Raw genomic sequence first — 23,849 nt, 5'->3', positions numbered from 1 at the left:
GGTTCCGTTTCGCGTTACGAGGGCTGCGCCTCGGTCTCGGCTTCCTCAGCCGATTCCTCGGTTTCTACCGGCGCCTCTATCCAGCCCGCCTTCACGCGGGCGTCCATGATCATGGCCTCCGCTTCGGCGCGGGAGATGTCGAAGCCGTCGAGCGCGCCCTTGTAGCGGACCGCCTCGGCGCCGCGACCTTCCGTCCAGCCGACGAGATCGTCGGTGGCGCAGCCGGCCAGATCCTCGATGGTCTTGATGTCGTTCTCGCCGAAGGCGACGAGCATCGCGGAGGTGACGCCGTCGATCTCCTTCAATTCGTCGGAGACGCCGAGTTCGGCGCGGCGCGCCTCGTGCTCCGCCTCGATGCGGGCGAGATATTCCTGAGCGCGGCTCTGGATCTCGTTCGCGGTGTCTTCGTCGAAGCCTTCGATGGAGGACAATTCGGGCAGGTCCACATAGGCGATTTCCTCGACTGAGCGGAAACCTTCCGCCGCGAGGAGCTGGCCCACCACCTCGTCCACGTCCAGCGCGTTCATGAAGAGTTCGGAACGTTCAGCGAATTCCTTCTGACGGCGCTCAGATTCCTCGGCCTCGGTCAGGATGTCGATATCCCAGCCGGTGAGCTGCGAGGCGAGGCGCACGTTCTGACCGCGACGGCCGATGGCGAGCGAGAGTTGATCGTCCGGCACCACCACTTCGATGCGGTCGGCTTCCTCATCGAGCACCACCTTCACCACTTCGGCGGGCTGGAGTGCGTTGACGATGAAGGTCGCCTGATCGGGGGACCACGGAATGATGTCGATCTTCTCGCCCTGCAATTCGCCGACGACCGCCTGGACGCGCGAACCGCGCATACCGACGCAGGCGCCGACCGGATCGATGGACGAATCGCGCGAGGTCACGGCGATCTTGGCGCGCGAGCCCGGATCGCGGGCGACAGCCTGGATCGAGACGATGCCGTCATAGATTTCCGGCACTTCCTGCGCGAACAGCTTCGCCATGAATTGCGGATGCGTGCGGGACAGGAAAATCTGCGGGCCGCGCGTCTCCCGACGCACGTCGAAGAGATAGGCGCGGATGCGATCGCCGGGGCGGAAGGTTTCGCGCGGGATCAGTTCGTCGCGGCGGATGATCGCTTCGCCACGGCCGAGATCGGCGATCACGTTGCCGTATTCGACGCGCTTCACGGTGCCGTTCACGACCTCGCCGATGCGGTCCTTGTATTCCTGGTACTGACGGTCGCGCTCGGCATCGCGCACCTTCTGCACGATCACCTGCTTGGCCGATTGCGCGGCGATGCGGCCGAAATCGAACGGCGGCAGGGTTTCGGAGATGGCGTCGCCGACCTGCGCTGCGGGATTGCGCTTGCGCGCTTCCGAGATGGTGATTTCGCGCGAGTCGTTCTCGAACGCGGCATCCTCGACCACGAGCAGGTGGCGCGAGAGACGCAGCTCACCGGTCTTCGGGTTGATCTCGGCATGGATGTCCGTTTCCGTGCCGTAGCGCGAGCGTGCCGCCTTTGCGATTGCATCCGACATGGCGTCGAGCACGATCTGCTTGTCGATCACCTTCTCACGCGCGACCGCGTCGGCGATCTGCAAGAGTTCAAGCCTGTTGGCGCTGATAGCCATCGACGTTACTCCTCTTTAAGTTTCGTGTTCTGCGGGCCGCGCGGCTTTTGCGCCGGCTCCGCTTCACTTTCGGTGTCGTCATCGGCCGCGACAGGCGCGGTGCCGCGACGAAGCGATTCACGCACCAGCTCATCCGTCAGAACGAGCCGGGCTTCACCGATGCCCGAGAGGGGAATGCGCACTATGCGCTCCAGACCCTCTTTGACATCCGGCAATTCGACGATGGCGTTTTCGTCTTCGACGCCGCGGATGAAGCCACGAAAGCGCTTACGGCCTTCCAGCGGTACGGCCATCTCGATCTTCGCATCGTGGCCGCTCCACCGCACGAAATCGCCGGCGCGCACGAGCGGGCGGTCGATCCCCGGCGAGGAGACTTCAAGATAATAGGCTTGGGAGATAGGATCTTCCAGGTCGAGGATCGGGGAGACGGCCTTGCTGACCGTTTCGCAATCGTCCACCGACATGGTGCCATCCGAGCGCTCGGCCATGATCTGGACCGTGCAGCCGTTGGTCGACGAGATCTTGATGCGCACAAGCCGAAAGCCGAGGTCCTCGATCACCGGCTCGATAATGGCTGCGACCCGCGCCGCCACGCCGGATTCGACGATCAATCGCTTTTCATGCTCGTTCGACATCGCTCTCCACGCGCCCGTTTCGGGCCATCACTCGGTATTCACCACTAGGTATTCACTTGGCGTTCGGGCAATAAAAAAGAGCGGACCCGGCGGGGCCCACTCTGACCAGCAGCATGACGCTGCAACCAGAACTGACAGACACAAGATAGCGGCACGGCCCGCGAAATGCAAGCATTGCTGCTGGCGGGTCGTCACTCAGTTTGATGAGGATAGAGGTACAGGCATTCCTTCCCCTTGCTGGGAGGGATGAAGGGTGAGGGTGGTCCGACCGGGTGAAACTTTCAGACGTCTGGCGCTGTAGTAGCCTTCCTGCTTATCGGATCACAGGCAACGCTCTGACTTTTCAACCCCCACCCCTACCCCTCCCCGCAAGGGGGAGGGAAGAGCGCGGACCAAACTGAATTATCACCTGTTGGCGTGAGCGGAAGGTCAGACGATGTGGAAGTCTTTTTCCGTCACCTTGGCCTTGTTGGTGAGCATGGCGAACAGAATCGCGGCACCTTTGCCGGAGCCGTCGGGATCGTAATAGAGCGCGCCGCTCTTCTGATTGTAGATCACACGGTCCGAAGGGTCGTGCGCTTTCGATCCGGTCCAGAAGGCGTCCAACGACAGCGCGCCTGTCGGCAATGCTTTGAAGACCGATTGGGCGAGCTTGATCGCGTCGTCCTTGGCGTTGAAATCGGTGATGAAATCGACATTGGCGCGGGTCTTGTCGATCTTCGTGGCGAAATAAAAGATATCCCGACCCTTGCCGCCGGTCAGAGTGTCGCTGCCCAGCGTGCCCTTGATGGTGTTGGCCCCGCTGTTGCCTTTCAGGACCAATCCGGTCGTGCCCGAGCCGATCAGTTTCTCCAGCCCCCTGCCGAGGGTGCAGTTCACCGACGTGATGACCCGGTCGATGCCGGACAGGTCGACGATCGTATCGAGCGTGTCGTCCACGATATAGGTGTCGCTGCCCGAGCCGCCTTCGAGGGTATCGGCGCCAGCTCCCCCGAAAAGCGTGTCGTTTCCGGCGTTGCCGTAGAGATGATTGGCGGCCGCGTTTCCCGACAATACGTCATTGCCCGAGCCGCCCTTGGCGTTCTCGATCAGGGAGCGGGAATCAGCCTGATATTGCAGGGCGTTATAGACGTTGCCTTTGGCACTCACGTTGTAGTCGAGCCGCGCCAGCTGGTCGAAGCTGAAGGTCGAGGACGCGCCGGGTTTCAGGTCGATGCGCAGATTGGACCGATAATTGGACAGATCGTAGATATCGATACCGCCGCCGTCCCAGATCGTCTCGAAAATGCGGTCGGCCTGTTCGCCGACGGTCGCGGGGTTGCCCGGATGGCCTTGGCCCTGCCCGTCCACGAAAGCTTCGCCCGTGAGCGGATTCCACTGGTAGGTGGTATTGGACCGACGGAAGTCGAAATTCGCGCCGTACAGATATTGCAGGGAGGCGATATCGCCGATCATGTAGGTCTGCGGCAGACCGTATTGCTCGTTGGTATAGCCGAAATCGGTGCTTCCCACGTAGGAATGGTAGCTCATCACGCTGTATTCGAGACTGTCCTGCCAGACCGGGAGCGTCGCGAGGTCACCGTCCGCGCCGGATTCGTGCGGGTGCTTGAGGCCGAGTGCGTGGCCGAGCTCATGAATCGCGGTCTGGAAACCCCAGGTGCCGACCGCGGCGGCGTTGAAGCTCGGGCTCTTGCCGAACCAGACATCGCCGGCGATCGTGCCTGCATTCGGGACGGGATAGTAAGCCTGGGCAGTGCCGGCCTCCGAGGTCGAGCCGATGGCGATGTCGGCCCAGACTCCATTGGTCATGGAGGTTTCGACAAAAGAGAGTTTCGTGAAGCCCACGAGCGGCGTGAGCGTCATCTTCGCGCCGCCGGCATAGGGGCTGGAGCCGAGAATGATCGATCGAAACGCCTGCTGCATGGCGAACGAGACGGGACTGAAATTGTTGGCGGGCTCCGAACCGTAATTCGGCCCGTAGGCGGCAGCGCTTGTCGAAAAACCGAAACTGACCGTGCCGCTCCACGTGTAGCCGGAAAGGAGCGCGTCGATGCTCAGGTTTCCCGACAGTTTACTCGTGGTGGCAATTGCCATGCGTCCTCGATCACAGGCATCCACGCACGACCCTACCCGGGGCGGATTGCGTGGAGCTTGCATCAACGCGATTACCTTACGTAAGGTTCACAGAAAGTCAGAGACGCAAAAGAGTTAAATAGGAAGGAATACGCCCTTCGCGCTTGGCCTTGGCCTCGTAGCGGGTGCCGGGCCAGCCCGGATAGGGCGTGCGCCAGTCGTCGGCGCGTTCGGCGGTCCAGCGGAAATCGGGGGACCGCATCGCCCGGGCGAGAACCCAGCCGATATAATCATCGATATCACTGGCAAAGCGCAGTTCGGCGCCTTTTTTCATGACGCGCGCCAGCATGGTCAGGGTCTCATCCGAGACGAGACGGCGCTTGCGTTGTCGGCGTTTCGGCCACGGATCGGGATAGAGAATGTAGACCCGGTCGAACGAGGCATCGGGGAAGTGCGGCAGAAGATCGGTCACGTCGTCGTCCCAGACGCGGACATTCTTCAGGCCTTCCCGCTCGACGGTGGCGAGAAGCTTCGCCATGCCGTTCACGAAAGGCTCGCAGCCGATGATGTTGACGTCGGGATGCGCGTGCGCCTGTGCGGCGAGGTGCTCTCCGCCGCCGAAGCCGATCTCGAGCCAGGTTTCGCGTTTCGAATCGGGAAACAGGCTGGAGAGAGGTGCTTCCGGTGTCACGCGTAACGCCGGAAGCAGGTTCTGGATCAGGTCGTCCTGACCGGAGCGCAGCTTCTTGCCCTTCCGGCGCCCGAAGAAGGCGCCGGTCTGTTCGGAGGCTGCGTTCATTGCGATTTAGGCCAGAGCCGACTTCAAGGTGTCGACGAGGTCGGTACGCTCCCACGAGAAGCCGCCATCGGCCTCGGGGGCGCGGCCGAAATGGCCATAAGCCGAGGTGCGGGCGTAAATCGGCTTGTTGAGCGACAGATGCGTGCGAATGCCGCGCGGCGACAAGTCCATCGCATCCCTGAGAAACGCTTCGAGCTTGCCCTCGTCGACATTGCCGGTGCCGTGCAGATCGGCATAGATCGACAAGGGCTTTGCCACGCCGATGGCGTAGGAAAGCTGCAGGGTGCAACGGTCGGCGAGACCGGCCGCGACCACGTTCTTGGCAAGATAACGGGCGGCGTAAGCGGCCGAACGGTCGACCTTGGTCGGGTCCTTGCCGGAGAACGCGCCGCCGCCGTGCGGAGCCGCGCCGCCGTAGGTGTCCACGATGATCTTACGGCCGGTGAGGCCGCAATCGCCATCGGGGCCGCCGATCACGAACTTGCCGGTCGGATTCACGTGCCAGACCGTCTCGCCGGTGACCCAGCCGGCGGGAAGCGTCTTGCGAATATAGGGTTCGACGATGGTGCGCACGTCCTCGGACGAGAGGTTCTCGTCGAGGTGCTGCGTCGAGAGCACGATCTGGGTTGCCGCGACGGGCTTGCCGTTCTCGTAGCGCACCGTGACCTGGCTCTTGGCGTCCGGGCCCAGAAGGGCGGCGCCGTTTTCCTTGGCCTTGCGGGCGGTGGTGAGGTTCTGGAGGATCTTGTGGGCGTAATAGATCGGCGCGGGCATCAGCTCCGGCGTCTCGTTGCAGGCATAGCCGAACATGATGCCCTGGTCGCCGGCGCCTTCGTCCTTGTTGCCGGCCGCATCAACGCCCTGGGCGATGTCGGCGGATTGCGCATGCAGGTGCACCGCCACGTCGGCGGTCTTCCAGTGGAAGCCGTCCTGCTCGTAGCCGATGTCCTTGATGGCTTCGCGGGTCAGTTCGACGATCTTGTCGTGTGTGATCGAGGAAGGGCCGCGAACCTCGCCCGCGATGACCACGCGATTCGTGGTCGCCAGGGTTTCGCAGGCCACGCGGGCCTCGGGAAGCGCCGCCAGATAAGCGTCGACGACGGTATCGGAAATACGGTCGCAAACCTTATCCGGGTGTCCCTCGGAGACGGATTCGCTCGTGAAAAGATAGCTCGAACGACGCACGATGAAAGTCCTTGAATGGAATAAGGGCACGCCTCTGGGCGCAACGGGAGCTTCGCTCATGCCGCAGATACCGGAAAAGGTCAAGGAAATCGACGAACGCGTTCGTTATGCCGAACGCTCTTTAGGCTTCCGACGCCTCGGGGGAATCGGCCAGCACCGTGACGAGTTGTACGATGCTCTTGCGAACCTTGGCGTTCTTGATGGAGGCGAAGGTCCGGATCAGATGCAGACCTTCAGGGGTCGACATGACCTCGGAGGCGTAGGACGGGGAGGCGTCCTCCGCGAAACCGGGATTGCCGCGGCCACTGCGCACGCCGTCAAAGAAAAAGGGAATTTCCACCCCGAGGATCATGGCGATGTCGACGAGGCGACCGACGCTGATCCGATTGGTGCCTTTTTCGTATTTTTGGACCTGCTGAAACGTTAAACCCAACATTTCGCCGAGCTTTTCCTGGCTCATGCCGATTGACATACGGCGCATGCGAACGCGGCTGCCGATTTCCTTGTCGATCGTGCTGGTCGATTTCTTCATGGTCTAAGCTTCTCCCCCAGACCCGGCACCATTCGGTGTCCGGGTTGATACCCGAAAGTTGTCAGAAATTCCGCCGCCGACGCCGTAAGACCGGAACGATGCAGCAGATCACAAGCGTAGCAGTTAAAATCAGCAGGTTGTACCCTCTATAAACAGGTGGGGTAATTGCAAGAGGCAATTGCGCGTCAAGTATCCCTTCAGCGCCCAAAGGTAAACTTTTTACGACCCGACCATAAGGATCTACTACGGCTGAGATCCCAGTGTTCGCTGCACGAACAAGAGGAATACCTTCCTCTACGGCACGTAGCCGTGCCTGCGCGAAATGCTGATGAGGACCTGGCGTTATGCCGAACCACGCGTCATTAGTGACGTTCAAAATCACATCCGGACGCGGCCCGTCGGGCAGAATCTCGCCAGGAAAGATTGCTTCGTAACAAATCGTGGCCGCGACGGCAGGAAGGCCCGGAACGTTTAAAACGCCTCGTTGCGTGCTCGATTCGAAGCCGCCCGGGACGTGAACGAATTGCCGGAGACCCACCATCTGGATCAGTCGGTCCAGAAATTGAGGAACATATTCTCCGAACGGAACAAGGTGTACTTTGTCGTAAACGCCAAGGATCGTGCCCTGACTCCCGATCACCTGAATGCTGTTGAAAAACTTCCCAACGGCTTCCCCCGGCAAAGGATCGTCCATCCGCGCCGCGCCTGTGATGAGGACGGAGCCCGGCCTCAGGAGTGCGGCAATTTGCATCAGCGATTCGGGATCCCGATGGAGCAGGAAAGGGAACGCCGATTCGGGCCAGATCAGATGGGTCGCGTCCGCCAGGCTCTGTCCATCGCTTCCCCGCCCGGCGCTAAAGGCGAGATAACGCCGCATGATCGCCTCGCGATTGCGCGGGTTGAACTTCGCATCCTGAGGCAGATTCGGCTGCATGATGCGGAGATTGACGTTCGGGACCGTCGGCAGGGGGGCGGCGGGAACCCGTAGCGCTCCGAAAACGGCCATGGTCCCAAGAACGATTGCTGCCAGGATCGGGGAAAGCCAGCGGGCGCGCGGCGTCCGGCCGGTCCAGAGGGTCGCGGGAGCTGCGCCGATGAGCGTTGCGAGGATCGTCAGACCATACAATCCGACGAGGGAGGCGCTTTGCATGAGCCAGAGATTCTGGCCGAGCGCCATGCCGAGGTTGTTCCAGGGAAAGCCCGTGAAGAGATGGCCGCGCAGCCATTCGCACACTGTCAGCCCGAAGGCGAAAGCGAGGATACGGGTGCCGTCCTTGGTCCAGATCAGGCGCGCGAGAGCAAAACCGAAGGCGGTGAAGAAAGCGAGAAGGGCAGGCAAGCCGAGCACACCGAAGGGCATGGCCCAGGCGAATTGGTCCGCTTCAACCAGAAAGGCGGCCCCGAGCCACCAGAGCCCAGCCACGAAATAGCCGAATCCCCAGAACCAGCCGGTTACGGCGGCCGCCCGGAGGGCCTTCCGATCAAAGGCTGTTTTGACGTCCCCGCAGCCGTCGAGCAACCAGATGGCTGGGGTCAGAGAAAGAAAAAGGGCGGGCAAAAACCCGAAGGGCGGCATGGCGAGGGCGCCGATGGCGCCCGCAGCGAAGGCCGAGAGCCATCGACGCCATCCGTTCAAACGGACGACGTGGTCGACAAGGTTCGTCATTCGGCCGCTTTGCTTTCCGGAGGAGACCCATTCGCCGGAGGCGGCAGAAGAGGGGGCGTGTCATTCCCGTTGCCGTTGGGCGTTTCCGCGTCCCGGCGATGGATTCGCACCCGCTTCAGGCGGCGCGGATCGGCGTCCAGCACCTCGAATTCGAGGTGGCCCGGACCCGCGATCAATTCGCCGCGCAAGGGCACGCGTCCCGCCAGGGTCGCAATGAAGCCGCCGATGGTGTCGATATCCTCGGCATCTTCTTCGTCGGTCAGATCGATGCCGAGCGCTTCCTTGACTTCGTCGAGGCTCGCGCGGGCATCGGCGATGAAGGTGCCGTCCGCACTCGCCATGATGGTGAGCGTCGTGGCGTCGTCGTGCTCGTCCTCGATATCGCCGACCACCATCTCCACGAGATCCTCGATGGAAACCAGGCCGTCGGTGCCGCCATATTCGTCGATCACGAGCGCCATGTGCGTGCGCGTCGCCTGCATCCGCACCAGAAGGTCGAGGGCCGGCATGGAGCGCGGCACGAACAGGACCGGGCGCAGGATCTGCGCCGCCGAGAGCGTCATGGACAGATCGACCCGGATCAGGCTCGGGGCCGCGGCCACATTTTCGTCGCCGGTCTTAGGGCGACGGCGGCTCGGCCGGGCATCGGAGCGCGCGGCGAGATAATCCAGAAAATCCCGAATGTGGATCATGCCCCTGGGGTCGTCGAGGGTTTCCCCATAGACCGGCAGGCGGGAATGGCCCGCCGTGCGGAACAGGTTGAGCAACTCGCCGAGATTCGTCTCGGCAGCCACGGCCACGATGTCCGCGCGCGGCACCATCACGTCGTCGACGCGCAGGCGGTGGAAGCCGAGCACGTTTTTGAGCATCGCCCGTTCCTGGGGCGAGAAATCCGTGTCCTCGACCACCTCCGACAGCACGTCTTCCAGATCGTGCCGGATGGATTCGCGTTGTTTCAGGCCGAGCAGGGTGAGGAAACGGTCATACCAATGGTCGCGAACACCCTCCGTCTCCGGCGTGGACCGGAGGGGGCGTTCGTTGCGACTTCGATCGTCATTCATTGTGTTTGAATTTCAGCCGAACGGTTCGCGTTCAAGCTGCCATATCACGGTAAGGATCGTCGATGCCGAGTGTGGCCAACGCCTTTACCTCCAGGGCTTCCATAATCTCCGCGTCCTCCTCGACCTCATGGTCATAGCCGAGAAGATGCAGGACACCATGGACGATCAAATGGGCATAATGATGGGCAAGAGGTTTGGCTTCCGCCTCGGCCTCCCGCACCAACGTTTCATAAGCTAAGGCAATATCGCCGAGATGGCGAGGGCCAAAATGCTGAGGCGGCTCAGGAGCGGGAAACGACAGAACGTTGGTGGGCTTGTCCTTGCCGCGAAAATCGCGGTTCAGCTCCTGGATTCGCGCATCATCCGTCAGAAGAAGGCTGATCTCGAAATCCTCAGCCTCCTCGTCGGCCACGGCGGCCGCGGCCTCACCGGCCCGGGCCGCCAAGGCCTCCGCGTCGGGAAGGCGGGACCATTCCCCCCCTTCCGTCATGATGTCGAACTCAATCACGCCTGCGGTCCTGAACGTCCTGGTTTGTGCGTTGCGCTGCGTCATAAGCCGTCACGATGCGGCGCACCAGATCGTGGCGCACCACATCCTGCTCCTTGAACGTGACCCGGCCGATTCCCTCGACGCCGTCCAGAATGCGGACGGCCTCGATCAGGCCCGATTTCTGGCCGGGCGGAAGATCGATCTGGGTCGGGTCGCCGTTGATGATCATGCGCGAGCCTTCGCCGAGGCGGGTCAGAAACATCTTCATCTGCATGGAAGTGGTGTTCTGTGCCTCGTCGAGCAAGACGACCGCGTTGGTGAGCGTGCGCCCGCGCATGAAGGCGAGCGGAGCGATTTCGATCATGCCGGTCTGCAGGCCCCGGTCGACGAAGCGCGCTTCCATGAAGTCGTAGAGGGCGTCGTAGATCGGGCGTAAGTAAGGATCGACCTTCTCGCGCATATCGCCGGGCAGGAAGCCGAGCCGTTCGCCCGCCTCGACGGCGGGGCGGGAGAGAATCAGCCGCTCGGCCTTGCCCTGTTCGAGAAGCGAGACGGCGTAGCCGACCGCGAGCCACGTCTTGCCTGTCCCCGCCGGGCCTTCGGCGAAGACCAGCTCATGCTGCTTGAGCGCCTTGATATAGGTGTTCTGCGCGGCGTTGCGGGCGCGCACCGGCCCGCGCTTGCGGGTGGCGATGTGGTCGAAAGTGGTGAGACCGGGAATATTGGGCTCGTCGGTCGGGAAGAGATTGCCCTGGAGCGTGCTCTCCTGAATGGCCCCGTCCACGTCGCCGGGAGACAACATGGCGCTCTGGCGCGCCCGTTCATAAAGGCTTTCCAAAACCCGCCGCGCCTGTTCGGTCGATTCGGGCGATCCTTTCAGGCCGACCCGGTTGCCGGTGGCGACCGCCACGACCCCGAGACGGCGTTCGAGATGGGCGAGGTTCTGGTCGTATTGGCCGAAAACAAGCCCCGCAAGGCGGTTGTCTTCGAAGGTCAGGATGATTTCGGCCTCTTCGTCTACGCCGGGGTGGAAGCTCGTGGTGTTCCGACCCTTTTGCGCTCGTGCGGTCACGCTGTCCGCTGGCCTCAAATGACGTCTCCCTTTCAGGCGGCTTCGCGGCCGCGGGTCCCGGTCAATTCTCCAAACAGGCTATTCGTGCTCTTCCCGGTGATTCGGACCGTCACCACCTCGCCGATCCCCGCGGCATCGCTCTCGATCTGCACCGGTTGCAGATAGGGAGTTTTGCCGTTGATCTGACCCGGATGGCGGCCCGGTTTCTCCAGAAGAACGTCCAGAGTCTGGCCAACGGTTCCGAGATTGAAAGCCTGTCGTTGGGTTTCCAACAGGTTTTGCAGCCGGGCGAGACGCTCGGCCTTCACAGGCTCGGGCACCTGCTCCTCATGATCCGCCGCGGGCGTGCCGGGGCGGGGGCTGTATTTGAAGGAAAACGCGCTGACGAAGCCGATATCGGCGATAAGCCGCATGGTGTCCTCGAAATCCCGGTCCGTCTCGCCGGGGAAGCCCACGATGAAGTCGGAGGACAGCGCGATATCGGGTCGCGCCTGGCGCATGCGCTCGATAATGCGACGGTACTCGTCGCCCGTGTGCTTGCGGTTCATGAGGTCGAGAATACGGTCGGACCCGGACTGCACCGGCAGGTGAAGATAAGGCATCAGGGCCGGTAGGTCGCGATGGGCCGCGATCAACTCCTCGTCCATGTCGCGCGGATGACTGGTGGAATAGCGCAGGCGTACGATGCCAGGAATTTCGGCTAACCGGTGCAGCAGCCGTCCCAGGGACCAGACGGAGCCGTCCGGACCTTCCCCATGATAGGCGTTCACGTTCTGGCCGATCAGGGTCAGTTCGCGCACGCCCGCATCGGCAAGGCGCAGGGCTTCGTCCACGATGCGGCTGACGGTGCGCGACACTTCCGCGCCGCGCGTATAGGGCACGACGCAGAAGGTGCAGAACTTGTCGCAGCCTTCCTGAATGGTGAGAAACGCCGACACGCCCCGGCTCAGGATCTTGGCCTTCGAGGGTATGGGCAGGTGGTCGAACTTGTCCTCGATGGGGAATTCCGTGTCGACGAGGGGCGCTAAGCGCGCGCGCTTCAGAAGATCCGGCAGGCGATGATAGTTCTGCGGGCCGACAACCACGTCGACAGCGGATTGGCGGCGCAAAATCTCCTTACCTTCGGCCTGCGCGACGCAGCCCGCCACCACGATCTTGGTCTCGTACCCTTGCGCCTCTCGCTCTTCTTTCAATTCGCGCACGCGGCCGAGTTCGGAATAGACCTTGTCGGCGGCCTTCTCGCGGATGTGGCAGGTGTTGAGGATGACAAGATCCGCCTCCTCCATGGCCTTGGTTTCGCTATAGCCTTCGGTCGCCAGCACGTCCGCCATGCGCTCGGCATCGTAGACATTCATCTGGCAGCCGTAGGATTTGACGAAGACTTTTTTCACGAGGGCGGGCCTGTTCGGTGGTTTGGAGGGGCGATTAAACGTCCTTTTAAGCCTTTTGAGGCCGCAAGAGAATAGTACTGCGGATCAACGACGCGCTACCGGTCCCCTCCCCCCCTTGTGGGGAGGGTTAGGGTGGGGGGTTTGGCGCTAACTGAATCAGTGTCGCGCCGCACCCCTCTCCAACTCCTCCCCACAAGGGGAAGGAGGGTTCCGTTGCGCTTATTGAAGCGAAACTCGGGCAGGCCCGCGATTCGTGGAGAGGAGTGCTCGGTCGAGCCTACGTCATTGCCAAAGCTTCCGCTGCGACCTTAATTAGGAAGGCTCACCCGTCGGGTGAGTGATGATCTCAGGGCGGGGTGAAAGTCCCCACCGGCGGTGAAAGGGTCTCGGCCCTCAAGCCCGCGAGCGCTCTCCGATGGAGGGGTCAGCAGATTCGGTGTGATTCCGAAGCCGACGGTTACAGTCCGGATGAAAGAGATCGGTTGTCGCGATGCCGCGCATTTTTGCGCGCGTGTCGCTGCTTCCGCATGCCCTGATTCATGGTCTGGCCAATTTAAAGGAAGCCAACGTGGATCAGTTTACAAATCAACAGCAGAAAATCGCCTTCATTCAATCGTCCTGGCACAAGGAGATCGTCGACCGTTGTCGCGATGCTTTTGTCGCCGCGATGGGAGAGAGCGGTGTGAACCGCGTGAGCATCGACCTCTATGAAGTTCCGGGAGCCTTCGAGATTCCGCTCCTCGCCAAAAGGCTCGCGAAGAGCGGCCGCTATTGCGCCATCGTCGCATCGGGCCTCGTGGTCGATGGTGGAATCTATCGGCACGAATTCGTGGCCGACGCGGTGATTTCCGGTCTCATGCAGGTGCAGCTCGAAACGGACGTTCCGGTTCTCTCAGCGGTGCTGACGCCGCAGCATTTTCACGAGCACGATGTGCATCGCGATTTCTTCACGGCGCATTTCGACGTGAAGGGGCGCGAAGCCGCAGCGGCATGCCTGGCCGTGACGAGCGCGTCTTATGCGCTGCCTGTGATGGGCTGAGTTTCATCCCAATGCACCGCGCTCATCCCCTCCCCCTTGTGGGGAGGGTTAGGGCGGGGGTGTTGGCGCTGGGTTGAATCAGTGTCGCGCTCACACCCCCACCTCCAACTCCTCCCCACAAGGGGGAGGAGGGAGGCGCTGGGGCGAAGCTCCAGCGTCATTCCGGGGTCCGACAGCGGAGCCCGGCCGAGGCCGCTGTACTTCTTCCGGTATCATCAGTGTTTATGGGTTCCGGGTTCGCCTGCGGCGCCCCGGAATTACGGTGTTGAGCGTCATTCTTTCCTCTTGAATGTCCTTCGTATTCGCCGTCGATTTTACGCTCGAACAATACGCCTTCTTGCCGCGCTAACGCCGCAGCATGCTCGTCGGACAATACGAGTTTGATTGTCCCGAGTTTCATCGGTTTGCGACGGCCCACGACATCGGAGTTCACGCCGATCTCATAGGCACCGGGCTCGAAAACGTACGCATCTTCATGGACGGACAACACGAAGTGATGATTGGCTGCCAACCCTGTTCGGCTGATCTGCAATCCGCTGCCGGGAGAGAGCTTGTTGTTCTCGCCGTAGCCCCAAAAGCGGAACACCCGTTCCCGGCCGCAATGGCGAACCGTTGCGTACATACCCTCAATGATCTGTCCGCGTGTCGCCGTGCTGTACAACAAGGTCCGCAAAAACACTTTGGGCGTGGGTTTGGGGACCGTATCGAATCCGAAGAACACTATGGTCGGCTTTGTCATACGCAACCGTCCGCGATCCACGAACGCCAGCCAGAATGTACCGAGTGAAACCGTCAGCGATACAAGTGATATAGGAATGCTGAAGTAATCCATGTCGTCTTATAGCATGGGTGAAAAAATTTATTGCGAACGCTATTGCAGCTTGCGCGGCGCGCTCCCTCTCCCTGAGGAAGAGGCGGGCTTGCGTCTTGTTCGGGACCCCACCGAGTCATCGGCTTTGTCGATGCACGCTCTTCCCCTCCCCCTTGTGGGGAGGGTTAGGGTGGGGGTGTGAGCGCCAACCTTTGAAACCGTCGCGCCAACACCGCCACCTCCAACTCCTCCCCATAAGGGGGAGGAGGGCTCCGTTGCGCTTGATCGCAAGCAATCTCACCCCGCGCGATGAATCGCGCGCCTCACCGCGATCTCCGCGGCGGTGGTGGCTTGCTTGCGGTGGCCGTCGATGGCGATGGAGGGGCCCCATGTCACCACCACGTCGAGCGGGCCGCCGGTCAAGATTTCCACGAGGTGCGGGGCGAGTTCCATGTCGCCGTACCAGGCGATGAAAGGCCGGTCGCGCCGGGTGATGGGCAGGCCGTTGCGGCGCGTATAGGCGATGGCGAGCGGTTGCAGGTCGAGGGTGTCGACGTTCGGATCGCTCAACGCCGCTTGCGCTGCACCGACGATGGAGGAGCGGAAGGGCAGAAGTCTTGTGCCGTCGCCGGTGGTGCCTTCCGGAAACAGGACCATCACGTCGCCCTTGGCGAGGCGTTGCGCCACCGCGCCGTTCACCTCCACTGTTGCCTTGCGGCGCTGGCGGTCGAGAAACACGGAGCGCTGAAGCCTCGCGAACAGACCGACCACCGGCCAGGTCGCCACTTCCGACTTGGCGATAAAGGAGAGCGGGCGCAGCGAGCCGATCACCGAGATGTCGAGCCAGGAGACGTGATTCGCGAGAACGAGCGTCGCCTTCCGTTTGTCGGGTGGTGAGCCGTGTTCGATCACGCGGATGCCGAAGAGGCTCAGGAAAACCCGATGAAACATCGTCGGCGCGTGATGCATGAGGCGCCACCCGAAGCGCAAGGCCAGCATCTGCAACGGAATGGCGATAGCGGCGAAAAGCGCCAGGAGCGCAAGCCTCGCCGCGAGCAGGATCCGGGTCACGTCTCGTCCTTATCGATAGGCACCGCGTAGAGTTCGAGGCGATGATACACGAGCCGGTAGCCGAGCTTTCTGGCGATCTCGGTTTGCAGCTTTTCGATTTCCTCCGAACGGAATTCGATCACGTCGCCGGTTTCGAGATTGATGAGATGGTCGTGATGCTCGCGCGCGGCCTGCTCGTAGCGGGAGCGTCCGTCGCGGAAATCGAGCCGTTCGATGATTCCCTGGATCTCCAGCAGTTTCACCGTCCGGTAGACGGTCGAGAGCGAAATCCGGTCATCCACCACCACCGCACGGCGATGCAGTTCCACCACGTCCGGATGGTCGTCCGCCGCATCGAGAATCCGCGCGATGACACGGCGCTGCCCCGTCATGCGCAGGCCTTTCTCGCGGCAGGCGCGCTCGATGGCGTCGGACCGCTTTTGGGTGGTGCTCGTTCTGGACCGTACTGCCAAGATCGTCTCCTTAACCCTGCTTATAGAGCACGATCCTGTTTCGTCGAAACAAGACCTCGCATGGTTACAAGGCGAGGCTCATGGTCAGAGCCGTGGCGCGGCCGCCATCCGATTTACGATAATAGCCCTCGCGCCGTCCGATCTCCTGAAAGCCGAGACGCCGGTAGAGCGCAAGGGCGGCGAGATTGCCGTCCTCGACCTCCAGATGGACCGTCCGCACGCCCCGGCGCTCCAGATCCTCGAAATGGTGAGCGAGAAGCGGGCGTCCATAGCCCTTGCCGCGCGCCTCCGGCCCCATGGCCACGGTCAGGATCTCCGCTTCGTCGAGGACGATTCGCGAGAGCACGAAGCCGGACGGTGCATGGGCCGTGCCGAGAAAGAGCCCGTTGGCCGAGGTGTTCTGCTCGCCGAGCAGCCGTTCGAATTCATGCACGTCCCAGGGCCGCGCGAAGGCACTTGCATGGAGAGCCGCGAGACGCGGGGAGTGGCCCATGCCCACTGCGTCGAAGCGTGCGGAAGGCGGTGTGCGAAAGCGATCGAGAAAGCTCATCGCCAAGGCTCACCGTCTGGCGATTCGCGCCCCGTCCTGCGGCTTGGCATCCGGTCCGCGTAAGTAAAGCGGCTTCGGCAGGGCCTGGGCGGGATCGGCGAGAGCCCCGAGCCGAGCGACCCAGGTGATTTCGGGTGCGAGCGGTGTTTCCGTGATGGTGGCGTCGATGCCCTGCGCCCAGGCTTCCGCTGCGAGGATCGGCGCGGCCGAGCCGGTGAGCAGAAGCGGGCCGGAGCCGAGCAGACGCAATGCGTCGCGTAAGCCCATCAGGCTCGAGGGAATGATGGTGCGCCCGCCCGCCGCGATGGCTTGAATATAGACGTGGCCGTGTTTCGCATCGACGGCGGCGGTGAAAAGGCCACGCGCCTCGCCGGCCAGCATCGGGGCGAGAAAGGCCGAGAGGGTCGCGACGCCGACCACCGGAATTCCAGCCGCGAGCCCGATGGCGCGCGCGGCGGCGATACCGACGCGCAAACCCGTGTAGCTGCCCGGTCCGACGGTGACGGCGACCCGGTCGAGGCTCTTGAAGCCGCCCTCCACATGGGAGATCAGCCGGTCGATCAACGGCAGCAGCGCCTCCGCATGGCCGCGATCCATCGGAATCATCTCGCGAACGAGCGGCTCGACCTTGTCGATATCGAGAACGCAAGCCGAGCAGGCGCCGAGCGCCGTATCGATGGCAAGAACGCGCAACGTTAGATCTCCATCACTCTTGCGCTCTCTTTAGAGCATGATCCGGACAAGAGGGAACCGGTTTTCGAGCACCGTCATCCCGGACGCCCAAGGCGATCCAGGATTGCATGACGAGATTGGCGCTTTTCGCGGCGCGCGATCCCGGGTTCCGCTTCGCGGCCCCAGGGTGACGGGACGGCGCTTATTTTCAAGCGATCTGGCAAAATTCCTCGAATGCCAGACGCGCCGCGCGCGGGCGCAACCCTTCCCGGTCGCCATAGCCGAGATTGATCAAAAAATTCGCCTTGATCGTACCGCTCGGAAAAAAGGCTTTTGCGGCGCCCGCATTGTCGAAGCCGGACATCGGCCCGCAATCGAGCCCGTGGGCGCGGGCGGCAAGCATCAGATAAGCCCCTTGCAGGGACGAGTTGCGAAGGGCTGTTTCCTCCACGAGTTCGCGCGGGGCATTGCGCCAGAAATCCACATTCGTCCGGGGGGAGAGAACGGGAAACTTTTCGTAGAATTCCATGTCGTAGCCGACGATGACGGTGGCGGGCGCGCTCATGGTCTGGCGCACATTGCCCTCGTCGAGATGGGGCTTCAGGCGCTCCTTGGCCTCCGGCGAGACCACGAAGACGAAACGGGCCGGGCAGCAATTACCGCTCGTCGGGCCGAGCTTCGCCATCTCCGCGATGTCGCGTAGGAGATCCGCGCCGATAGGCTTGTCCTGCCAGTGGCGCAAGGTGCGCGCGTTGCGAAAGAGTTGATCGAGGGAGGCGTCGTCGAGCTTGTCCAAGGATGACTCCTGAAAAGAAAAAGCGCGGCGCTCGAAAGTTCGAGAACCGCGCCTGATTCTAGAGCTTTCTCGTCAAGCTTAAACAGCCTGCACCTCGCGCACATCCGGCAGGAAGTGGCGCAGGAGGTTCTGAATGCCGTGACGCAAGGTGGCTGTGGAGGACGGACAGCCCGAGCAGGCGCCCTTCATGACGAGGTAGACGACACCATCCTTGAAGCCACGGAAAGTGATGTCGCCGCCATCGCCCGCGACAGCGGGACGGATGCGGGTTTCGAGCAGCTCCTTGATGGTCTCGACGGTGGCGGCATCCGCATCGTCGAAGAATTCCTCACCGTCCTCGTCGGAAGAGGCGGTGCCGGTATTCAGAACCGGCGCGCCCGCCATGAAATGCTCCATGATGCCGCCGAGAATCGCGGGCTTCAGGTGCTGCCATTCGCCGTCGTTCTTGGTGACGGAAATGAAATCGTAGCCGAAGAAGACGCTCGTGACGCCGGGCACGGTAAAGAGCCGCTCGGCCAAAGGTGAGGCCGTGGCGCTCTGCGCATCGCGGGCCTCAAAGGTGCCTTCCGGCATGACGATGCGGCCGGGCAAAAACTTGAGAGTGGCGGGATTGGGAGTCGCTTCAGTTTGAATGAACATCTTTTTTGTCCTCAGCGCCGGTTCAAGGCCGGCCGAGTGGTCGATGGAATGGTTCTAACAGGTTCCGTATCAGATGTGGAACGGGTTTGAGTGGAATCCAAGAGTGCGACCTGTTCTCGCCTTAGCCGTCATACCGGGGCCGCACAGCGGAGCCCGGACCTATAGCCGCCGAGGATGATGGAGAGAGCACAACGATGGCCGTCGTTTCTTATGCGGCTATCCAAGCGTTTATAGGTTCCGGGTTCGCGCCGATGGCGCGCCCCGGAATGACGGAGGTGGCGATCACATCTTCACTTTGGCAATGGCCCGCACCAGCTCCAGCGCCTGGCGCCGCAGGTCGGGGGCGATGGCCGTGAAGGCCTGGAGCAGGGGGAGGCTTTCCGGCGTGTCCAACATGGTCGTCAGCGACCCATCGGCCTGATCGTCCGCGTCGTAGAAAGACGCGACCGGAACGCTCAGGACCCGCGCGATCTCCTGCAGGCGGCTCGCGCCGATGCGGTTGGTGCCCCGCTCATATTTCTGGACCTGTTGGAAGGTGATCCCGAGCGCCTGGGCCAGTTTTTCCTGGCTCAATCCGATGGCAAGACGCCTCAAGCGGACGCGCTGACCGATACGCTGGTCGGCAGCGTTGGGCGATTTGGCGGCGTTTGGTTGGACGGCGCTTGGCGCTCTGGCGCGGTCGGACGATCTGCTCATAAAAACTCCCCCTTGGCGGTGAAGGCCACCAGCGATGGGCTGGCGGCCGGGAGTTGATAAACCGCCCATAGACGGCCGCATTGACCTTTAGGCTTTCGCCCTGGACATGCGCCAACACCTCCCGGCCATAAGGCGAGGGAGGCATCGTTAGCGGCCGATGCCGGCCGCTATGGGAGGGGTTATCAAGCCCCAAAACCGGCTGCGGCCGGCTCCGGCTACGAGATAACACGTGAAGGGGGGAAAGGGTCAATGGCACGCCAACACCTCTCCCGTCATTCCGGGACTCTCCCCCCCGTCATTCCGGGGCCGCACAGCGGAGCCCGGAACCTAGAGCCTCCGAGGGTAGTGGAGAGGGCGCAACGATGGCCGCCGTTTCTTATGCGGATAAACCAGCGTTTATGGGTTCCGGCTCTCGCTGCGCTCGCCCCGGAATGACGGTTGGGGGGATACGAGAATCACCCCGCGAGGGCGTCGATTTCCTCGTCGCTCAAGGTGCCGGGCACCACCACGATGGGTATGGGGAAGGTGGAGGCGACCTTGCCGGCGAGGCTCGAGACGAGAGGTCCCGGGCCGTCCTTGCCTGTTCCGGCGGCCAGAACGAGGAAGGAAATGTCTTCGTCCTCGTCGATCAATTCGATGATGGCGTCCGCCTTGTCGCCGATCCGAATCACCCGCTCGGGCTCGACGCCTGCCGAGGTGCGAGCCTCGCGGGCGGCTTCATCGAGGCGTTTCTCGGCGTCGTGCTGGGCGTCCTCGATCATGGCCTCGCCGACCCCGATCCATTCGAAATTGGCAGGCGGATCCACGATAGCGAGCATGATCATGCTCGCTCCGGTACGGGCGGTGCGGCGCGAGGCGAAATGGATCGCGCGAGCACATTCGGAGGTCTCGTCGACCACCACCATGAATTTCGGCCGATGCCCGGCCTCGTAGGATCGACGCTTTCCGCTCAAGGCTTTTACCTCCGCGTTTTACCTCCGCGCGAGCCTTGGATGCTGACCCGGTCGTGCGTATTTCGCAAGCCGGTCGCTTGGCGCACCCGCTCATGCCGCTGAGGCACAAGCGGATCCAAAGACCTTCCCGGATTACGAACGGACGAAGCCGACGATGTCCTTCACGGCGTCGATGGTCGGTTGGGCGAGAACCCGGGCACGGGCAGAACCGTCCGCGAGAACGGCGTCGATATGGGCCGGATCGGCCATCAGACGGCGCATCTCGTCCGCAATCGGCGCAAGCTTTGCCACCGCCACGTCCACGAGCGCCGTCTTGAAGCCCGAGAACTGCGAGCCGCCATGGTCGCGCAGCACGTTCTCGGCCGTCGCGTCGGTCAGCGCCGCATAGATCGCCACCAGATTTTCGGCCTCGGGACGGGTCTTTAGGCCCTCGACCTCGCTCGGCAGCGGCTCGGGATCGGTCTTCGCCTTGCGGACTTTCTGGGCGATGGTGTCGGCGTCGTCGGTCAGATTGATGCGCGAGTAATCGGACGGGTCCGATTTCGACATCTTCTTCGAGCCGTCACGCAGCGACATGACGCGGGTCGCCGGCCCCTGGATCAGCGGTTCCGGCAGCGGGAAGAACGCGTCTCCGAAGCCGTTCTCGGCAATCGAGGCGGCAAAGTCGTTGTTGAACTTCTGGGCGACGTCGCGGGTCAGTTCCAGGTGCTGCTTCTGATCCTCACCCACCGGCACATGTGTGGCGCGGTAGAGGAGAATGTCGGCGGCCATCAGATCCGGATAGGCGTAGAGGCCGACCGAGGCGTTCTCCCGGTCCTTGCCGGCCTTCTCCTTGAACTGGGTCATGCGGTTGAGCCAGCCGAGACGGGCGACGCAGTTCACGACCCAGGCGAGTTCAGCGTGGCCGGAAACCTGGCTCTGGTTGAAGATGATGCTCTTTTTCGGATCGAGACCGGCGGCGATATAGGCGGCCGTGACCTCGCGGATGGCCTTCTTCAGCAGGGCCGGCTCCTGCGCTACGGTGATGGCGTGGAGATCCACGACGCAATAGATGCAATCCTTGGTCTTCTGGAGTTCAATCCATCGGATCATCGCGCCGAGATAGTTGCCGAGATGCAGATTCCCGGTGGGTTGCATCCCCGAGAATATGAGCTCCTTGAACTGCGCCATGATCTGTTGAACTCCAAAGCTTTACCGGGCCGCGTTATGACAGGGCGGCGCGGCGATGCAAGCCTTCAGCCGGTGAAAGTCTCAAGATTTGCGGATCAGCTGCGCGATCTCAGCCCGCGTCACCGCGCCACACATCCAGGCTGCCAAGCTGTAGAGGCTAAGTCCGCCCACGCAGAAGAGGGCAAGGGCTGGAATTCCCGGCGCGGGAATCGCTTGTGCGACGACCCAAAGGCCAAGGGCCATGATCAGGCTTGCGACAGCGATCCTCAGGACACTGAGACCGAAGGCCCGATCAAAGCTCCACAACCCCGCCAGCCTCAAGAGCGTAGCGAGCGCCGTCACATGCGCCGCACATCCGACGGCGACCCCGAGGGCGATTCCGGCGACGCCGAAGACTTCGCCGAGTCCCCATCCGGCAAGAAAGGTCGCGGCAAGGCCGACCAGCGTGGCGATGAGGGTGCTCCGGAGCGAACCGCTCGCGAAAAGCGTTTGCGAGAGTACCTTGCCCAGAGCCGCGAAGGGAAGTCCGGCGCTCAGGCTCGCGAGAACCTCTCCGGTGCCTGCCGCGTCCTGCGGGCCGAATGCGCCGCGTTCAAACAGGACGGTGGCGATGGGATGGGCGAGGATGGCGAGCGCCACGGCGGCGGGCAGCGCCAGAAGCAGGGCGAGTTCCATCGCCTTGTTTTGCGCGGCGACGATGGCAGGGGTTTCTCCCGCGCGGTGGCGCAAGGCGAGTTCCGGCAACAGCACGGAGGCACCAAGCGCGCCCATGAGGCCGAGGGGCAATTGCATGACGCGCTCGGCGTAATAGAGCCAGGACACGCCCGACGGCCAGAAGGAAGCGATCTGCGTCGCCGCGAGAATGAAAAGCTGCACCGCGCCACTGGCGATCAGCGCCGGAAAGACCGCGAGCAGAATACCCTTCAGGACGGGCGTCCAGCGCGGTTTGCGAAACCGGATCGGGCGCGGATCGCCTCGGCATAGGGCAAGCGCGACGATGGCGAGTTGCACGAACCCGACGATGCTGGCGGCAAGGGCGAGCCATGCGGCCTTTGTTTGCAACGGCATATCGTTGGTCAGCGACAGTGCGAGAAGCACCGCGATCAGCGCTCCGTTCACCACAAGCGGCGCCATGGTCGCGGCGGTGAAACGGCGCTGCCAATTGAGCAAAGCCGCGCCGATGGAGGCGAGTGTCACGCCGATGACCGAGGGAAAGCTGAGGCGTGTGTAGAGCGCCACGAGATCGAGCGTATCCTGATTCTCGAGACCGGGTGCGAGGACGAGAGCGAAGAGTCCGGCTCCGAGCAGGACAAGCCCCGTCAACGCCGTGATCGCCAGCGCGAAAACGCTCATCACATCGCCCGCGAAGGGTGCGGCTTCTTTGGGATCCATTCGCCCGAGGGCGGGAATCAGCGCGGGATTGAGACCGCCCTCGCCGACCACGCGGCGGACCAGGTTCGGCAGCCGGAAGGCGGCCAAAAAAGCATCCGCCACCGGCCCCGCGCCGAGCGCCTGCGCGAACAGAATATCCCGCGCGAAGCCCAGGATGCGTGACGCACTCGCGCCGAGGCCGACGAGAAGGGATGAGCGGACAAGCGACATGGCGAACTATTCGGACAGCCGCGTTCGAGAAACGATGTGGCAGCTTTAGCGGGGGCGGAGGGTTTTGTCTAAGCGGCCGCGTTTCCCGCGAGGACGGAACGATACCCCCCGAGTGTCATTCCCGGCCGGAGCGAAGCGGAGGGGAAGGGAATCCATAGCGCTGTGCCCGGCCGTGGATCCCCTTCCCTCGCCTTTGGCTCGCCGGGGATGACACGGGAAAGCTTTTCCGGCTCGTACTCGGTCTCACCCCCTCGCCCGCGCAATCGCCTCGCGTTTTTGCGCGAGCGTCATGCCTCCGACATAGGATTCCGTGCCGACCAGGAAGGACGGTGTTGCGATCAGACCGAGAGAGTTGCCGAGGCGAAAGGCCTTCTTCATCCATTCGGTCGTTTTCGGCGCATCGGCGATTTCGATGAGTTTTTTCGGATTGGCTCCGAGCCGTTCGGCTTCCGCCAGCGCGCGCTGACCGGTGACCGGGCCACGCAGGCCGAACAGGACGAGATGCAGCGGTAGATACTTTTCCGGCCCGTAAAGCTGCAGGAAGCCGAGCGCCACCCGCGTCGTCTCGACAGACGGTGCGCCGAGCACCGCGAAATTCACGAGCATGTAGGAAAGATCGGGCTCCGCTGTCAGGAGCTCGGGCAGGTCCTGCGCCGAGCGCTTGCACCAGGGGCAGTTGTAATCGAAATATTCGACCATGATCACGTCCCCATGGGCGTGACCGAGTTTCACGATGGACGCCAGATTGAGCGTGTCCTCGACAAGCTCGACCGGTACTTTTTGCGGCTCCGGTGCGTTTTGCGCGAAGGCTGGCACGGTGAGTTGCGAAGCGGCGCAACCGGCGAGGAACGTGCGGCGGGAGAGGATCATGA

24 protein-coding genes and 1 riboswitch are annotated in these 23,849 nt (G+C 62.6%); of the genes, 1 reads left to right on the top strand and 23 read right to left on the bottom strand.

What is annotated here, in order from left to right; translation table 11 throughout:
• Window positions 1–14: 14 nt before the first annotated feature.
• From nusA to miaB, 11 genes are all read right to left on the bottom strand, one after another.
• Window positions 15–1,622: a transcription termination factor NusA gene (nusA, locus tag AB4072_RS12255; RefSeq protein ID WP_441968214.1), complete on the bottom strand. Its 1,608-nt coding sequence runs from the start codon at window positions 1,620–1,622 to the stop codon at window positions 15–17.
• Window positions 1,623–1,627: 5 nt separating this feature from the next.
• Window positions 1,628–2,257, bottom strand: coding sequence for a ribosome maturation factor RimP (gene rimP, locus AB4072_RS12250; protein WP_441968213.1), 630 nt, complete (start codon window positions 2,255–2,257; stop codon window positions 1,628–1,630).
• 429 nt (window positions 2,258–2,686) lie between these two features.
• Entirely contained in the window at window positions 2,687–4,351 is a 1,665-nt protein-coding gene (locus AB4072_RS12245; protein ID WP_441968212.1) for a M10 family metallopeptidase, read from the bottom strand.
• A gap of 97 nt (window positions 4,352–4,448) precedes the next feature.
• The gene (gene trmB / locus AB4072_RS12240; RefSeq protein ID WP_441968211.1) at window positions 4,449–5,129 is read right to left on the bottom strand and encodes a tRNA (guanosine(46)-N7)-methyltransferase TrmB; all 681 of its coding nucleotides are present in this window, start codon (window positions 5,127–5,129) and stop codon (window positions 4,449–4,451) included.
• Window positions 5,130–5,135: 6 nt separating this feature from the next.
• Window positions 5,136–6,314, bottom strand: coding sequence for a methionine adenosyltransferase (gene metK, locus AB4072_RS12235; RefSeq protein ID WP_441968210.1), 1,179 nt, complete (start codon window positions 6,312–6,314; stop codon window positions 5,136–5,138).
• A 121-nt stretch (window positions 6,315–6,435) separates the two neighbouring features.
• Entirely contained in the window at window positions 6,436–6,846 is a 411-nt protein-coding gene (locus tag AB4072_RS12230; protein ID WP_441968209.1) for a helix-turn-helix domain-containing protein, read from the bottom strand.
• A gap of 61 nt (window positions 6,847–6,907) precedes the next feature.
• Window positions 6,908–8,512 (bottom strand): apolipoprotein N-acyltransferase, encoded by a 1,605-nt coding sequence (gene lnt / locus AB4072_RS12225; RefSeq protein WP_441968208.1) that lies wholly within the window; start codon window positions 8,510–8,512, stop codon window positions 6,908–6,910.
• Window positions 8,509–9,573, bottom strand: coding sequence for a hemolysin family protein (locus AB4072_RS12220; protein WP_441968207.1), 1,065 nt, complete (start codon window positions 9,571–9,573; stop codon window positions 8,509–8,511). The genes lnt and AB4072_RS12220 overlap by 4 nt, the downstream gene beginning before the upstream one ends.
• A 31-nt stretch (window positions 9,574–9,604) precedes the next feature.
• Complete coding sequence (gene ybeY / locus AB4072_RS12215) at window positions 9,605–10,063, bottom strand: rRNA maturation RNase YbeY (protein WP_441968569.1); 459 nt, start codon at window positions 10,061–10,063, stop codon at window positions 9,605–9,607.
• A 10-nt stretch (window positions 10,064–10,073) separates the two neighbouring features.
• Window positions 10,074–11,153: a PhoH family protein gene (locus AB4072_RS12210; RefSeq protein WP_441968206.1), complete on the bottom strand. Its 1,080-nt coding sequence runs from the start codon at window positions 11,151–11,153 to the stop codon at window positions 10,074–10,076.
• Window positions 11,154–11,167: 14 nt separating this feature from the next.
• Window positions 11,168–12,526 (bottom strand): tRNA (N6-isopentenyl adenosine(37)-C2)-methylthiotransferase MiaB, encoded by a 1,359-nt coding sequence (miaB, locus tag AB4072_RS12205; protein WP_441968205.1) that lies wholly within the window; start codon window positions 12,524–12,526, stop codon window positions 11,168–11,170.
• A 338-nt stretch (window positions 12,527–12,864) separates the two neighbouring features.
• Window positions 12,865–13,010, top strand: a riboswitch (FMN riboswitch).
• 6 nt (window positions 13,011–13,016) lie between these two features.
• On the opposite strand from miaB, the gene AB4072_RS12200 reads away from it, so the two are divergent.
• Window positions 13,017–13,565, top strand: coding sequence for a 6,7-dimethyl-8-ribityllumazine synthase (locus AB4072_RS12200; protein WP_441968204.1), 549 nt, complete (start codon window positions 13,017–13,019; stop codon window positions 13,563–13,565).
• A 157-nt stretch (window positions 13,566–13,722) separates the two neighbouring features.
• On the opposite strand, the gene AB4072_RS12195 is transcribed toward AB4072_RS12200, so the two are convergent.
• From AB4072_RS12195 to AB4072_RS12140, 12 genes are all read right to left on the bottom strand, one after another.
• On the bottom strand, window positions 13,723–14,397 hold the full coding sequence (locus AB4072_RS12195; protein ID WP_441968203.1) for a hypothetical protein: 675 nt from the start codon (window positions 14,395–14,397) through the stop codon (window positions 13,723–13,725).
• 276 nt (window positions 14,398–14,673) lie between these two features.
• Entirely contained in the window at window positions 14,674–15,447 is a 774-nt protein-coding gene (locus tag AB4072_RS12190) for a lysophospholipid acyltransferase family protein (protein ID WP_441968202.1), read from the bottom strand.
• Complete coding sequence (locus tag AB4072_RS12185; protein WP_441968567.1) at window positions 15,444–15,851, bottom strand: Fur family transcriptional regulator; 408 nt, start codon at window positions 15,849–15,851, stop codon at window positions 15,444–15,446. Before AB4072_RS12185 ends, AB4072_RS12190 begins: the two co-directional genes overlap by 4 nt.
• A gap of 112 nt (window positions 15,852–15,963) precedes the next feature.
• On the bottom strand, window positions 15,964–16,449 hold the full coding sequence (gene rimI, locus AB4072_RS12180; RefSeq protein ID WP_441968201.1) for a ribosomal protein S18-alanine N-acetyltransferase: 486 nt from the start codon (window positions 16,447–16,449) through the stop codon (window positions 15,964–15,966).
• Window positions 16,450–16,458: 9 nt separating this feature from the next.
• Entirely contained in the window at window positions 16,459–17,142 is a 684-nt protein-coding gene (gene tsaB, locus AB4072_RS12175) for a tRNA (adenosine(37)-N6)-threonylcarbamoyltransferase complex dimerization subunit type 1 TsaB (protein ID WP_441968200.1), read from the bottom strand.
• 187 nt (window positions 17,143–17,329) lie between these two features.
• Window positions 17,330–17,917 (bottom strand): malonic semialdehyde reductase, encoded by a 588-nt coding sequence (locus AB4072_RS12170; RefSeq protein WP_441968199.1) that lies wholly within the window; start codon window positions 17,915–17,917, stop codon window positions 17,330–17,332.
• A 78-nt stretch (window positions 17,918–17,995) separates the two neighbouring features.
• Window positions 17,996–18,556, bottom strand: a complete 561-nt coding sequence (locus AB4072_RS12165; RefSeq protein ID WP_441968198.1) for a NifU family protein — start codon at window positions 18,554–18,556, stop codon at window positions 17,996–17,998.
• Between the two features lie 282 nt (window positions 18,557–18,838).
• Complete coding sequence (locus AB4072_RS12160) at window positions 18,839–19,252, bottom strand: helix-turn-helix domain-containing protein (RefSeq protein ID WP_441968197.1); 414 nt, start codon at window positions 19,250–19,252, stop codon at window positions 18,839–18,841.
• Between the two features lie 455 nt (window positions 19,253–19,707).
• Window positions 19,708–20,205 carry a universal stress protein gene (locus AB4072_RS12155; protein ID WP_441968196.1) on the bottom strand — a complete coding sequence of 166 codons (498 nt, stop codon included), beginning with the start codon at window positions 20,203–20,205 and terminating at the stop codon, window positions 19,708–19,710.
• Window positions 20,206–20,337: 132 nt separating this feature from the next.
• Window positions 20,338–21,375 (bottom strand): tryptophan--tRNA ligase, encoded by a 1,038-nt coding sequence (gene trpS, locus AB4072_RS12150; RefSeq protein WP_441968195.1) that lies wholly within the window; start codon window positions 21,373–21,375, stop codon window positions 20,338–20,340.
• A gap of 81 nt (window positions 21,376–21,456) precedes the next feature.
• Window positions 21,457–22,977, bottom strand: coding sequence for a murein biosynthesis integral membrane protein MurJ (murJ, locus tag AB4072_RS12145; RefSeq protein WP_441968194.1), 1,521 nt, complete (start codon window positions 22,975–22,977; stop codon window positions 21,457–21,459).
• Window positions 22,978–23,220: 243 nt separating this feature from the next.
• Window positions 23,221–23,847, bottom strand: a complete 627-nt coding sequence (locus AB4072_RS12140) for a DsbA family protein (protein ID WP_441968193.1) — start codon at window positions 23,845–23,847, stop codon at window positions 23,221–23,223.
• Window positions 23,848–23,849: the final 2 nt, after the last annotated feature.

It is taken from the genome of Microvirga sp. 2MCAF38 (assembly GCF_052115485.1).
In the GTDB taxonomy this organism is placed as follows: Bacteria; Pseudomonadota; Alphaproteobacteria; order Rhizobiales; family Beijerinckiaceae; genus Microvirga.
This window is presented reverse-complemented; position numbering and strand designations above follow the sequence as displayed.